At 60.9% G+C, this 14,007-nt stretch carries 11 protein-coding genes; all 11 read left to right on the top strand.

From position 1 onward, the window contains the following. Positions 1–114: 114 nt before the first annotated feature. The 11 genes from VFW72_RS05270 to VFW72_RS05220 all read left to right on the top strand — a co-directional run bounded on the left by VFW72_RS05270 (position 115) and on the right by VFW72_RS05220 (position 14,000). A complete protein-coding gene (locus VFW72_RS05270) occupies positions 115–1,740 on the top strand; it encodes a peptide chain release factor 3 (RefSeq protein WP_329673221.1) in 1,626 nt (541 codons plus the stop codon). Between the two features lie 215 nt (positions 1,741–1,955). Continuing rightward, a complete protein-coding gene (locus VFW72_RS05265; RefSeq protein ID WP_329673220.1) occupies positions 1,956–2,597 on the top strand; it encodes an XrtA/PEP-CTERM system exopolysaccharide export protein in 642 nt (213 codons plus the stop codon). Between the two features lie 42 nt (positions 2,598–2,639). Further along, positions 2,640–4,169: an XrtA system polysaccharide chain length determinant gene (locus VFW72_RS05260; protein ID WP_329673219.1), complete on the top strand. Its 1,530-nt coding sequence runs from the start codon at positions 2,640–2,642 to the stop codon at positions 4,167–4,169. A 9-nt stretch (positions 4,170–4,178) separates the two neighbouring features. Then, positions 4,179–5,150, top strand: coding sequence for an XrtA-associated tyrosine autokinase (locus VFW72_RS05255; protein ID WP_329673218.1), 972 nt, complete (start codon positions 4,179–4,181; stop codon positions 5,148–5,150). 27 nt (positions 5,151–5,177) lie between these two features. After that, positions 5,178–6,458, top strand: coding sequence for a nucleotide sugar dehydrogenase (locus VFW72_RS05250; RefSeq protein ID WP_329673217.1), 1,281 nt, complete (start codon positions 5,178–5,180; stop codon positions 6,456–6,458). Beyond that, positions 6,455–7,501, top strand: coding sequence for an SDR family oxidoreductase (locus tag VFW72_RS05245; protein WP_329673324.1), 1,047 nt, complete (start codon positions 6,455–6,457; stop codon positions 7,499–7,501). The genes VFW72_RS05250 and VFW72_RS05245 overlap by 4 nt, the downstream gene beginning before the upstream one ends. Before the next feature lie 119 nt (positions 7,502–7,620). After that, complete coding sequence (locus VFW72_RS05240) at positions 7,621–8,961, top strand: O-antigen ligase family protein (protein ID WP_329673216.1); 1,341 nt, start codon at positions 7,621–7,623, stop codon at positions 8,959–8,961. Continuing rightward, complete coding sequence (locus VFW72_RS05235) at positions 8,958–10,901, top strand: acyltransferase family protein (RefSeq protein ID WP_329673215.1); 1,944 nt, start codon at positions 8,958–8,960, stop codon at positions 10,899–10,901. The genes VFW72_RS05240 and VFW72_RS05235 overlap by 4 nt, the downstream gene beginning before the upstream one ends. Before the next feature lie 27 nt (positions 10,902–10,928). Beyond that, the gene (locus VFW72_RS05230; RefSeq protein WP_329673214.1) at positions 10,929–11,693 is read left to right on the top strand and encodes a polysaccharide deacetylase family protein; all 765 of its coding nucleotides are present in this window, start codon (positions 10,929–10,931) and stop codon (positions 11,691–11,693) included. Next, the gene (locus tag VFW72_RS05225) at positions 11,693–12,868 is read left to right on the top strand and encodes a glycosyltransferase family 2 protein (protein WP_329673213.1); all 1,176 of its coding nucleotides are present in this window, start codon (positions 11,693–11,695) and stop codon (positions 12,866–12,868) included. Before VFW72_RS05230 ends, VFW72_RS05225 begins: the two co-directional genes overlap by 1 nt. Position 12,869: 1 nt before the next feature. Then, a complete protein-coding gene (locus VFW72_RS05220) occupies positions 12,870–14,000 on the top strand; it encodes a glycosyltransferase (protein ID WP_329673212.1) in 1,131 nt (376 codons plus the stop codon). Positions 14,001–14,007 lie beyond the last annotated feature (7 nt).

Below are 14,007 nucleotides of genomic sequence, written 5' to 3'. Positions count from 1 at the left end.
TAGCCGGCCGGCATCAACTCATCGCCCCACACCTGCATTAATCGACTAGCATTGGCGCCTTCGCGCGGGCGCACGACCCAGTCTGGTCCTCTCCGCGCCTGCTGGAGCCCTGCTGTGTCCTCGTCCCCCTACGCCCCTGAAACCGGCCGCCGCCGCACTTTTGCCATCATTTCCCACCCTGACGCGGGTAAAACCACGCTGACGGAAAAGCTGTTGCTGTTCTCCGGCGCGATTCACATTGCCGGATCGGTGAAAGCGCGCAAGGCCTCGCGCCACGCGACCTCGGACTGGATGGAAATCGAAAAGCAGCGCGGCATCTCGGTGGCCTCGTCCGTCATGCAGATGCTGTACCGCGACCATGTGGTCAACCTGCTCGACACCCCGGGCCACAAGGACTTCTCGGAAGACACCTACCGCGTGCTGACCGCGGTGGACTCGGCCCTGATGGTGATCGACGCGGCCAACGGTGTGGAAGCCCAGACCAAGCGCCTGATCGAGGTGTGCCGCCAGCGTGACACACCCATCATCACCTTTGTGAACAAGATGGACCGCGAAGGCCGCGATCCGTTGGAATTGCTTGACGAAGTCGAAGCCGAGCTGGGCATGCCCTGCGTGCCCATGACCTGGCCGGTGGGCCAAGGCAAACAATTCGGCGGCATCGTCAACCTGCGCACACAGTCGATGCGCCTGTTTGACGCCGGTGCCGACAAGCGCGGAGAAGACGACGAAGTGGTCCCTCTGAGCGACCGCGACAAGCTGGCCGCTCGATTCGGCCACGAGTGGGAGCTGGCTGAGCAAAACATGGAACTGATGGCCGAAGCAGCGCCCGCCTTCGACATCGAACAATTCCTGGCTGCCAAGCAAACCCCCGTGTTCTTCGGCTCCGCCGTGAACAACTTTGGCGTGCAAGAGGTGCTGGACGCGCTGGTGGACCTGGCGCCGTCGCCCCGCCCCCGCTTCAGCACCGAAAAAGACGGCTCGCACAAGGAAATCGCCCCCGAGATGGAAAACTTCTCGGGCGTGGTGTTCAAGGTGCAGGCCAATATGGACCCCTCTCACCGCGACCGCATCGCCTTTGTGCGCGTTTGCTCGGGCAAATACACGCCCGGCATGAAGCTGAAGGTGCAACGCAGCGGCAAGGAGTTGCGCCCCACTTCGGTGGTGACCTTCCTGTCGCAACGCCGTGAAGCAGTGGACGAGGCGTATGCCGGCGACATCATCGGCTTCACCACGCACGGCGGCGTGCAGTTGGGCGACACCATCACCGATGGCATCAACCTGCAATACACCGGCCTGCCCTTCTTCGCGCCTGAACTGTTCCAGACCGTAGAACTGGCCAACCCCATGAAATCGAAGCAGTTGCAAGCTGGTTTGCTGCAGTTGGGAGAAGAAGGCGCCATTCAGGTCTTCCGACCCGAGGTGGGCGGCTCGATGTTGCTGGGCGCCGTGGGCCAATTGCAGTTCGAAGTGGTGCAACACCGCTTGAAGGCCGAATACGGGGTCGACATCCGCCTGATGCCGTGCCGCTTCACGGGCGCGCGCTGGATCACAGCCGACACGCCTGAAGCCATGAAGAAGTTCACCGACGAAAACGCCAGCAAACTGGCGCTGGACGCGGCCGACACCCTGGCCTACATGATGACCTCGGCCTACGACCTGCGACTGACCGCCGAGCGCCACCCACAAATTCATTTCCACCCGCTGCGCGAGCATGCCGGCCTGAGTTTGTCGACCCAATAATTGGCGTGCGCCTTAAATCGGTCACGATTCCGTGACCGATTCCACACACCAACGCGACAACAGGGCGATTCAGCCCTGAATCGTGGGATTTTCAGAGCACCCCTGCGCCAAGCAAAATGATTCTTGGCCGCAAGCGCAGCCTTTGCCATTTTCACCGCGCCTTTCGCTGATACTTATCGCATCGCGGTAACAGATGTGTTCCTGGAGACCCCCCCATGTCGTTGCGTTTCATGCCCTCATACATTCGCCCCTCGGCCATCGCCTTGAGCCTGGCTCTGGCTGGCGCCGTGTCCTTGACCGCCTGCGGCAGCCTCAGCCGCTATCCCGAAGCGCCGGCCAAGGTGCAGAACGCCGAGCAGCTCTACAAGATCGGCGCCATGGACGTGCTCAACATCGTGGTGTGGCGCAACCCCGAGTTGTCGGCCAACATCACCGTGCGCCCAGACGGCCGCATCTCTCTGCCGCTGGTCGAAGATTTGCAGGCGGCTGGCCGCAATCCAGCCGACCTGTCGCGCGATATTGAAAAAGCCCTGAGCAAATTCATCCGCGAACCCGTGGTCACCGTGGTGGTGAACAATTTCCAAGGGGTTTCGACCGAGCAGATTCGAATTGTGGGTGAGGCAGGAAAACCTCAGTCGGTGCCATTCCGAAAAGGGCAAACCATTCTCGACGTGATGCTGCAAGCCGGAGGCCTGACCGATTTTGCTGACGGCAATGGCGCCGTACTGGTTCGCGGTGCCGAAGGCGGGAAGCAATACAGCGTGCGCCTGAAGGATTTGCTCAAGCGCGGTGATATTTCTGCCAACGTCGAAATGATGCCTGGCGATATCGTCATCATCCCGCAAAGCTGGTTCTAAGATACTAGATCCCCCTGCGTTGGCCCGAGTAGTCTTTCAAGCATGAACGAAATCGTCCAGAAAATCAGCCAAATTGCCCTCGCAATCTGGCTGCGGCGTTGGATTGCCCTGGCGGTAGCCTGGCCGGTGGCCGTGTTGGCGGCCATTGGCATCACGCTCATGTCCGACCGCTATGAGGCCAGCGCCAAAGTGTTTGTCGACACCCAGACGGTTCTGAAACCGCTGATGTCGGGCCTGGCCTTTCAGCCCGATATTGACCAGCAAGTGCAAATGCTGGCCAAAACGCTGATTTCGCGCCCGAATATCGAGCGGCTGGTAGACCAGCCCAATATCGGCTACAAAAAGAAAGACGCCTACTCGCGCGACCGCGAAATTGAACGCCTGATGAAGGACATCAAGATCGCGCCGGCCACCAACAATCTCTACACCCTGTCGTATCGCGACACCAATCCCCAACGTGCCAACCACGTCGTCCAAGGCCTGGTCGATCTGTTTGTGGACTCTGGCGTGGGCGGCAAGCGCCGTGACTCGGAGGAGGCCCGTCGCTTCATCGACGACCAGATCCGCACCTACGAAACCAAGCTGACTGAAGCCGAGAATCGCCTCAAAGACTTCAAGATGCGCAACTTTGGAGTGGTCAGCGGCACCAACCAGGACTACTTCTCGCGCGCCTCCGCCTTGTCCGACGAGATCGCCAAACTGCGGGTGGACCTGAGCGCCGCCGAGCACAGCCGCGACGCGCTCAAGCGCGAACTGTCCAACGAAGACCCGCAATTGCCAGCTGACCCAGGCGCGCCCAGTGCCGCCCCCTCGGAAACGGCCTTGCGCCTGGACGCCCAGAAGCGCCAACTGGATGACCTGCTGCGTCGCTTCACCGACGAGCACCCCGACGTGATCGCCACGCGCCGCTCCATCGCGCAACTGGAGCGCCAACGTCAGGCCGAACTGAGCGCCTCGCGCACCGGCGGACGTGGCGCCGCCACCAGCCCCGTCTACCAGAAGATCCGCATCTCGCTGGCTGAAGCCGAAGCACAGGTGGCCTCCTTGCGCACCCAGCTGTCGGTGCAGCAGTCGCGCCTCGACCAGATCAAGGCCACGGCCGGCAAGGTTCCTGAGACCGAAGCCGAGCTGGCGCAAATGAACCGCGACTACGAAGTGCTGCGCAAGAACTACGAACAGCTCGTATCCCGTCGGGAGTCCGCCTTCCTCGGGGTTCGTCTCGACCAGGCTGCTCAGCTGGCCGACTTCAAGATGGTGGAACCCACTCGCGTCGACCCGCGCGCCGTCATGCCAAACCGGCAGATTCTGTCGCTGGCGTCCTTGTTCGTAGCCATCGTGGCCGGCATTGGCGTGGCATTTGGGTTGAGCCAACTCTTTCCCAGCTTCCACACCGCCACAGAGTTGCGAGAAATATCCGGCCGCCCCGTTTTGGGCTCGGTGTCGATGTTTGTCTCGCCAGCGGACAAACTGGCCCAACGCAGCCAGAACATCAAGTTCTTCTCGATCTTCGGTGCGATGGCGTTCACCCATCTGTGCTGGGTCGCTTGGATCATCACGCACTCCGGTTTTTGAGGACGTCAGATGAACACCATTGAACAGGCCGCCAAGCGTATTGAGCAGTTGCGCCGCTCCGGCATAGACGTGCCTTGGGGTGCGGCTGGCGTTGAGGATGGCCCCGCAGGCGCGACGACACCGGCCACCCCGACCAGCAGCCCCGGTGCCGCCCAAGCCCCCGAACCCGAATTGAGCGTCGCGCCGATGGCATCCGCCACAGAGCCCTCCGCAGGGCAAGCGCCCTCTGCTGAAGATCGCAGCGAGCGCCGCTCCAAACAGGTGGAGCTCAACCTGTTCAGGCTGGGCGAGCGAGGGTTTCTGGTCCCCGGGCGCGAACGCAGCCAGCTCGAGGAAGAGTACCGAATCATCAAGCGCCCCTTGCTGAAAAATGCCACGGGCGAAGGCGCCGCACCAGTCGATCGCGCCAATCTGATCATGGTGACCAGCGCCCTGCCTGGCGAGGGCAAAACCTACACCTCGATCAATCTGGCCATCAGCCTGGCCATGGAACTGGACCACACCGTGCTGTTGGTCGATGCCGATGTGGTGCGCCCAGCGATACTGGACCGACTCGGGCTCCCCCCCTCGCCAGGCTTGCTCGATGTGCTGACGCAGCCCGGTCTCGACCTGGCCGATGTCATGCTGAAAACCAATGTGCCCAAGCTGACCCTGCTGCCAGCGGGCTCGGCCTCCGGCGTGGCCAACACGACCGAACTGCTGGCCAGCGGTGCGATGGAATCGCTGCTCAACGAGCTGGCACAAACCTATTCCGACCGCATCATCGTGTTCGATGCGCCCCCCCTGCTGCCCTCGACCGAGTCGCGCGTGCTGGCCATCCACATGGGTCAGATCGTGGTGGTGGTCGAGGCCGACCGCACCCCCAAGACATCGGTCGCGCAGGCCTTTGCCACCCTGGAAACGTGCCCGGTGGTGATGTCGGTACTCAATAAATGCAGTAGCAAGAAGGTCAACTCGGCCTATGGCTACTACGCAGTCTGAAATTTGCTTGAAATCGTCGGAGGAACTATGCCTACAGTAGGTGTTGTCGGTTTGGGATACGTGGGGCTGCCGCTGGCAGTCGAATTCGGCAAGGTCTACCCGACCATCGGCGTGGACCTGCACGAAGAAAAGGTGGCCGCTTACTGCCGCTTTGTGGACCCCACCGGCGAAATCAGCACAGAAGAACTGAAGGCCTCCGTTCACCTCAAGCCCACCACCGATGCCTCGGCACTGAAAGAAGCCGACTTCGTGGTGGTGGCCGTGCCCACGCCGGTCGATGAAGCCCACATTCCCGACTTCTCGCCCCTGGTCGGCGCCAGCATTGCCGTTGGCAAGAACCTCAAACCCGGCGCCATCGTGGTGTTCGAATCCACCGTCTACCCCGGCGCCACCGAAGAGGTCTGCATCCCCCTCATCGAAAAGCATTCCGGCCTGAAGTGGAAGAAAGACTTCTTCGTGGGCTATTCGCCCGAGCGCATCAACCCCGGCGACAAGCAACACACCCTGACCACCATCGTCAAGGTCGTCTCGGGTGACACGCCTGAGACCCTGGAAACCGTGGCGCAAACTTACGGCAGCATCATCAAGGCGGGCGTGTACAAGGCCTCCAGCATCAAGGTGGCCGAAGCGGCCAAGGTGATCGAGAACACCCAGCGCGACCTGAACATCGCGCTGGTCAACGAGTTGTCGCTGATCTTCCATCGCATCGGCATCGACACCCTGGAAGTGCTGCAAGCCGCCGGCACCAAGTGGAATTTCCTGCCCTTCCGTCCGGGCCTGGTCGGGGGTCACTGCATTGGCGTGGACCCTTACTACCTCACCCACAAGGCCGAAATGCTGGGTTACCACCCACAGGTCATTCTGGCGGGTCGCCGCATCAACGACGGCATGGGCAAGTACATCGCCGAACAAACCGTCAAGCAAATGATTCAAAGCGGCGCCGCCGTCAAGGGCGCTGACGTGATCGTGCTGGGCCTGACGTTCAAGGAAAACTGCCCTGACTTGCGTAACTCCAAGGTCATTGACGTCATCAATGAACTCAAGAGCTATGGCGTGAACGTGCATGTGCACGACCCCGTGGCCTTGCCCGCCGAAGCCCAGCACGAGTACGGTGTCGATCTGGTCAGCTGGGACGCCCTGCCCAAGGCAGCCGCGATTGTGTCGGCCGTGGCCCATGAGCCCCTCGTCAAACGCAGCGTGGACGACATCGCCAGCAAGCTGCAAGCCGGCGGCATCTATGTGGACGTGAAGTGCTCGGCCGACGCCGCAGCGCTGAAGGCCCGTGGTTTCGGAGTGTGGCGCCTGTGATTACCCTGCACAACGACCTGGCCCAGAAGCTGGCCACCGAACCCCGCCACTGGCTGGTCACCGGCGCCGCTGGTTTCATCGGCTCACATTTGCTGGAAACCTTGCTGCGCCACGGCCAGAAGGTCACCACACTGGACAACTTTGCCACCGGCCACCAGCGCAACCTCGATGAAGTGCGCGAACTGGTCGGCGAAGCGGCCTGGCAGAACCACCGATTCATTCAGGGCGACATTGCCGATGTGGACACCTGCAAGTCCGCCTGCGAAGGCGTGGACGTGGTTCTGCATCAAGCCGCGCTGGGCTCGGTGCCGCGCTCGATTGCAGACCCGCTCAACAGCCACCGAGCCAACGCAACGGGTTTTTTGAACATGCTGGTGGCGGCACGCGATGCCGGCGCCAAGCGTTTTGTGTATGCCGCGTCCAGCTCCACCTATGGGGACTCACCCACATTGCCCAAGGTGGAAGACGTCATTGGCAACCCCTTGTCGCCCTACGCGGTCACCAAGTACCTCAACGAGCTGTATGCGCAGGTGTTTCAGCGCTGCTATGGCTTCGAAACCGTGGGGCTGCGCTACTTCAATGTGTTCGGCCCGCGCCAAGACCCGAACGGCGCCTATGCCGCGGTGATCCCCCGCTGGATCGCCGCCATGTTGCGCGGTGAAGCCTGCACCATCAACGGCGACGGCGAAACCTCGCGTGACTTCTGCTTTGTGGCCAACGCCGTTCAGGCCAATTTGCGTGCAGCCTATGCCGCACTGGCGCCAGACGTGCCCCAGGTCTACAACGTGGCCGTGGGTGACCGCACCTCGCTGGTTCAGCTGCATGACCTGATCGCCCAGATGCTGGTCGAAAAGAAGGCCATTGCGGCTGCGCCGCAGCCCAATTTCGCCCCGTTCCGTGCGGGCGATGTTCGCCACTCACTGGCCAACATCGACAAGGCGCGCACCCAACTGGGCTTTGAGCCCACGCATGATGTGCGAGCCGGCATGATCGAAGCCGCTGACTGGTACGTCGCCAGCGCCCGCAAGGCACAGGAGGGCTAAGGCCTTCTTGCGTGTTGAACTGACCCGGCAGCGCGTCGGGTGGGCCGGCTTCACGAAGGCCGGTCCGCCCAGTGTGCGGCCTCCATGCTCCGAACTCTGACCCCTTCACGAGCTCGCCCATGCTTGCCGCATTCAAACTCTATGTGATGCCCTACCTGGTTTATCTGGGTGTGTTCTGGGCGGCAGGTCAAGGCCTTTTCAAAAAGGCCTCGACCGCGGCATTCATGTTTCTGGTGCTCGTGCAGTTTCCCCAACTGTGGTACCCCACTCACGAGCTGCCGCTCGGGTCGATGTCCCTGACGATCCTGACTGCAGCGGCATTGATTGGAGGCTACCGTCAGCGCCCCAAGAATGATCCACGCGCCCCCAACCACGGGTTCGTACTCTTTTTCATTCTCAGCAGTTACTTTGCATTGTGGATTTCATCGATCCGCTATGACCTGGCCCTGCCATTCACATCATCGAACGACCTGTTCCCCGAATGGCGCAACTACGCAATGATGCTGGCCCTCTATTACGTTGGCTATGCAGCGTTTCGTACCGAAACAGACATCCGGCGCGTGGTCTTGCTGTACTGCTGGGTGCTGCTCATCATGGCGCAGCGCGAACTGGCCAACTTCGCCTCAGGCGACTCCTTTTCCTACAACCGCCGCTGCGTCGGCTCCTTCTATATCGTGGGGCTGGGCGCCAACCACTTCGCCGCGTTCATCGCGCACTTCTCGGCCATCGCAATTGGCCTTTTCGCCGTCGACACGCATAAGTGGCGTCGCAGACTCTATCTCGTCACATTCATCGCCTCGCTGTATCCGCTGTTCTTCTCGTATTCGCGCGGAGCCTATGTGGCCGTTCTGTTTGCCCTGATGGTGGTGGGCGTGATCCGCTATCGCTCCTTGTTGCCCCTGATCGGCTTGTTCTTGCTGTTTTGGGATTCGTTGCTTCCGTCATCCGTGGTGGACCGGATCCAGATGACCGAAGGGGCGGATGGGCAGATGGAGGAATCGGCCGCCTTGCGTCTGGTGGTGTGGCAACTGGCCGATCGCCTGTTCCACGAGAACCCATTTTTTGGCATCGGCTTCCAGGGGTTCTACTACGCGAGCGCCGGCCTGCCGCTGCGCAATGTCCACAACTATTTTTTGCAGACGGCCGCGGAACAAGGCATCTTCGGTTGCATTCTGTTGGCGATGTTCTTCATCAAAGCAGGGTGGAGTGGCTGGCGCCTTTACCGAATCGGTTCCACGCCGCTGTTTCAAGGTATGGGCTTGGGCCTGATAGCCGCCCTCAGTGCCGCTTTGATCACCAATCTCTTTGGCGATCGCTTCTCACAACTGGCTGTAGGCAGCTATTTGTGGCTGTTCTTTGGCATGGTGGACCGGGCATGGATCATGAGCCAACAGCCGGCCAACACCGCCGAATTGCCCATCCCATCCGGTAACCCGACCGTTGCGCGAGCAGGCACATGAGCATCCACATCGCCCATTACCGCCCTGACATCGATGGACTGCGCGCCATCGCGGTGGGCGCCGTGCTGCTGTTTCACGCGTTTCCCGATGCCCTGCCGGGCGGATTTGTCGGCGTCGATATTTTCTTTGTGATCTCGGGTTACCTGATCAGCTCGATCTTGATCAAGGAAACCCAGCAAGGCCGGTTTTCTATCGTCCAGTTTTACATTCGCCGAGCACGCCGACTCTTCCCCGCCTTGTTGACTGTTTTGCTGGCGACCCTCATTGCAGGGTGGCTGATCATGTTCCCCGGGGAATGGCGCGCCTTGGGAAAACACACGGCCGCCGGGGCTGCCTTTGTCTCCAACTTGGCTCTGTGGCAGGAATCTGGCTATTTTGACAGCAGCTCTGATCTGAAGCCGCTGCTTCACCTGTGGTCACTGGCGGTTGAAGAGCAGTTTTATCTGCTTTGGCCAATGCTTGTGTTTCTAGTCGGAAGACGCAGCATTCAAGCGTTGGGTTGGAGCACCATCGCACTCCTCGCGCTCAGTCTGGCAGTCAGCAGCTGGCTTACCACACACAATGCCACGGCAGCCTTCTACGCACCCGTCACACGATTCTGGGAGTTGTTGACCGGCAGCGCATTGGCGATCATGCAAATGCGCAAACCGGCTATGTGGACCGCATTGCGCGCCCCATCACGCCACGTGATGAGCCTGGCTGGGATTGCCGCTTTGATCGGATCCATCGCCTTGTTTTCCTCGGGAATGGGGTTTCCTGGGTACATCGCAGCCATCCCCGTGGTGGGTTCGGCACTCTTGATCGCCGCGGGCAAAGATGCCGTCATCAACAAATGGGTTTTGTCGCAGCGGTGGATTGTGGGCATCGGCCTGATCAGCTACCCCCTGTATCTGTGGCACTGGCCCATTCTGGTCATGAATCGATTGTGGTCGGACGGCAAGCCTGAGTCTCCCGCCACGCTTGCCACGCTGCTGTTGGCGGCGATGCTGTTGGCTTGGCTTACCTACCGGTATGTTGAATCACCGCTTCGCGACAGCACGCGAGCCACCCGAGCGGCTAAAGATGCCCGAAATCTCTGGCTCGCCCTGCTTGCGTTCGGTGCACTCGGCCTCGGCGCATGGAAGGGGCACCTGCCATCGCATTCACAACAGGCTGCCGTCGTGCAGAAAATTGACTCCGCCGAATCGGATTGGGAAAGCATTGGGGACCAGACCTGGCCGGGCGGTAAAGCTGGCACGGTTCTTTTCGTGGGTGACAGCCACATGCAACACTATGCACCCCGCATCAGTGAGATCATGAAAACTCGACGATCCGAGGCTCACACGGTTCGCTTGATGGCCTTGTCGGGCTGCGCTCCGGTACCCGGGATCAATCGGTTGTCGCTCGACTGCGCGCACTTTGCCGACGAGGCTTTCGAGGCCATGCAAGCCCCAGAAGTGGTCACCGTCGTACTGGCAGCGTCGTGGAAGGGATTCTCTGTTCGTCCCGACTACTACCGTGTCGACGACCCCACTCACCGCACCATCGCACCATTGACAGACGATTCGCAGTGGGTGCTTGACGCCTGGCGTGATCGCCTGCGCAGCCTCGTGCTGGCTGGCAAGCATGTCGTCGTGGTGCTAAGCAGCCCACGCGGCCCTCTGGTTGAACCCAAGCACCTCATCGATCGCCATCTGTGGTTCTGGGATAGCTCAGCATCTGGCGTCAGAAATTACAGCGAACTCAAGCAAGTTGTCAAAGACGTCGATGCACGCATCGCCAAAGCCGCTCAAGAAGCTGGAGCGGAAATCGTGGACCCGTTCCAAGACTTCTGCCATGAAGGCGCCTGTTCGGTAACGACCGTTGATGGTGCGCCCATCTTCATGGACGACTCGCACATTCGGGCCAGCTTTGCGCATCACCACATCCATGTGCTGGACCCCTACTTTTTTCTGTACTGAGTCATGCCTAGTCGCTGCACCGTCCTCATGTATCACGCCACCCATCGGTCACCGACCGAGTTGAGTGGCGCCGATCCGCACTATGCGGTGAGCCTGGACGTGTTCGAACAGCACCTTGACGCGATCGCCCAACGCGGACACACGGCTCGTGCGGTCGAACGCATTCCAAGCTCACTGACCCGAGGCGAGCGCCCGGTTGGCATCACCTTTGATGACGGCCACCGCACCAATCTACAAGCGGCACAGGCCTTGGCGCGGCGCGGCTGGTGCGCCACCTTCTTTGTGAACACCGCCACCGTGGGCTCCCCGGACTTCCTGAGCTGGCCGGAGCTGCAAGCCATGCTCGACATGGGCATGTCGATTCAGTCGCATGCACACCACCACCGCTATCAGGATGAGCTCACGCCAGCCGAACAACTCGAGGAACTTCGCCGCTCAAAGGGTGAGATCGAAGCACACCTGCATCAGGTGGTGACGGTCTACGCCCCGCCAGGTGGTCGCACCAGCCCCCACACACCGGCCTTGGCACAGCAGGCCGGTTATGCCCTGGTCAGCACCTCGCGAGTCGGCGTCTGGCATGTGGGTCAAGACCCAATCTGGGACGTGCCTCGCTTTGCGGTGCTGGCCACCACCCCCTTGAGTCAACTGTGCCAATGGATCGACCAAGCCCCTCTTGAGATTGGCAAGCAAGTGCTTCGCTATCGCGCCCTGCGCAGCTTCAAGAAACTGCTCGGCAACGGGGGCTATGAACGACTGCGAAGCGCGCTGCTGGGCGCCCCGAAGGACTACTGATGAGCTTGCTGTTCTGGCTTTCTCTGGCCCTGGTGTTCTACACCTACGCCGGCTACCCGCTTCAACTCTGGCTGATGACGCGCTTGCGGCCTCAGCCCGTGCTGCGTGGATCTGACACTCCTGAGGTGGTCATGATCGTGGTGGGCTTCAATGAGGCCCATCGCATCATCGCCAAAGTACAGACCTGCTTGAATCAGGATTACCCAGCCGACAAACTGCGCGTGCTGATCGTGTCCGACGGCTCCACCGATCGGACGGCCGACGTGGTCCGTGCCCTGAATGACCCGCGAGTCGAGGTACTCGAATGCCCTGCCCGGCGTGGCAAGGCGGCCTGCCTCAATGACGGCGTAGCCCACACCACCGCCCCCCTCATCGTCTTCACCGACGCGCGCCAGCGCCTCAACCCCCAGGCCGTGTCTCAACTGGTGGCCAATTTTGCCGACCCCAGCATTGGGGCTGTCAGTGGCGAACTGGTGTTCGAGCAGGCCGATGGCTCGCCCTTTGCCGATGGCATTGGCGCCTATTGGCTTTACGAAAAGTTCATCCGCAACAGCGAGGCTCGCACCGGCTCGGTCGTTGGCGTCACCGGTGCACTGTATGCCTTGCGGCGCGAGTGTTTTGCGCCCATTCCAGCGGAGACCATCCTCGACGATGTCGCCATCCCGATGCAGGCGGCGATGAAGGGGTGGCGCGTGTCGTTCGAAGGCGGCGCCCTGGCGTACGACCTGCCCTCCACCGACGCCGCCAAGGAAAAAATCCGCAAGGTACGCACCCTGGCGGGCAACTTCCAGCTGGTCAGCCTTTACCCGGCCCTGCTGTCGCCCTGGCACAACCCCTTGTGGGGACGCTTCATGGCGCACAAGATGCTGCGCGTGCTGTGCCCGCTGGCGCTGCTGCTGGCTTTCGTCAGCCACAGCGTGCTGGCCTTCGAGGCACCTGGCTTTTTTCGAGCCACCTGGGCACTGCACCTCGGTGGCTACCTCCTCATGGTGCTGGCCATGCTGGTGCCTGCGCTGCAACGTTTCAAGATACTGCGGCTGGCCGTCACCTTCGCTCACTTGAATATCTTTGTCGTCCTGGGGTTCATTTCCTTCGTCACCCAGAAGCAGTCTCATTTATGGGGAAGCTCGACCGTGGCGAACAGCCCCCACGGTCAGAACCCCACAGGGAAGTGACATGAAGCTCACCATCATCATCGACCAGATTGCCAATGATCTGGGTGGCACGGAAGGCCAGATCGTGAAGTTGCTCAAAGGCTTGAGCACACGACACGAAATCGACCTGATCGTGTTCCAACGCAGCGACTGGCTGGTTCAAGCCACCGCGTGGCTGCCCTGTCGGGTTCACATCATTGAACTCGGCGGCGTCACCAAACCCGCGTTCTACCGTGGCTTGTGGAAGTTGTGGCGACTGCTCAAGCAACGCCAACCCGATGTGGTCCACACATTCTTTCCCATTGCCAATGTGGTAGGCGTGCTGATGGCCCGTCTGGCAGGCGTCAAAGGCGTGCTGGCCAGCCGCCGGGACTACGGCTACTGGATCACGCCCGGCTATCTGAAAGCCACGCGCTTTGCCAATCGCTTTGTTGACAGCATCGTCGCCAACTCGCCGCAAGTGCGCGCCTTCACCGAACGAATCGAGGGCGTCCCCGCCGATCGATTGGAGGTGATCTACAACGGCGTCGATCTGGAAGCCTTGCACCGCGATGGCCCCAATCTGGCACTGAAGGACAAGTTGGGCATCCCTCGTCATCATCGAGTCATTGCGCTGGTTGCAAACTACCGCCCCATCAAGCGCCATGACACCCTGCTGCATGCCACGCGCGCCCTGATCGACAAGCACCCCGACATCAGCCTGTTGTTCGTGGGCGCCAACAATGCTGCCGACCCATGCATGGACGAGGTACTCGCACTGGCCCAGTCTCTGGGCCTGCAAGACCGGGTTCATCGCGGGCATGCCAAGGGTGACATTGCCGACTATCTGTCCATCATGCACATTGGTTGTAATTGCTCGGAAAGCGAAGGTCTGTCGAACGCCGTCATTGAATACATGGCAGCGGGCATCCCCGCCATCGTGTCCAACGGCGGCGGCAACCCGGACCTGGTTCTCGACGGCATTGATGGGCTGGTCTTCCCCGTCGGAGATCACCAGGCGCTGGCCGAAAAACTGGATCTCTTGTTGTCCAACGAGGAAATCCGGAAGCAATACGCTCTGGCCGGACAAAACAAAGTGCGTCGCGAGATGGCCCTGCCGGTCATGCTCGATCGCTTTGAGCGACACTACAAATCAGCAGCAGGCCTGCGTTGAGACGGGC

It is taken from the genome of Aquabacterium sp. (assembly GCF_036273115.1).
In the GTDB taxonomy this organism is placed as follows: Bacteria; Pseudomonadota; Gammaproteobacteria; order Burkholderiales; family Burkholderiaceae_C; genus Aquabacterium.
Note: the sequence above shows the minus strand (reverse complement) of the source record. Positions and strands in the feature narration are given on the sequence as shown.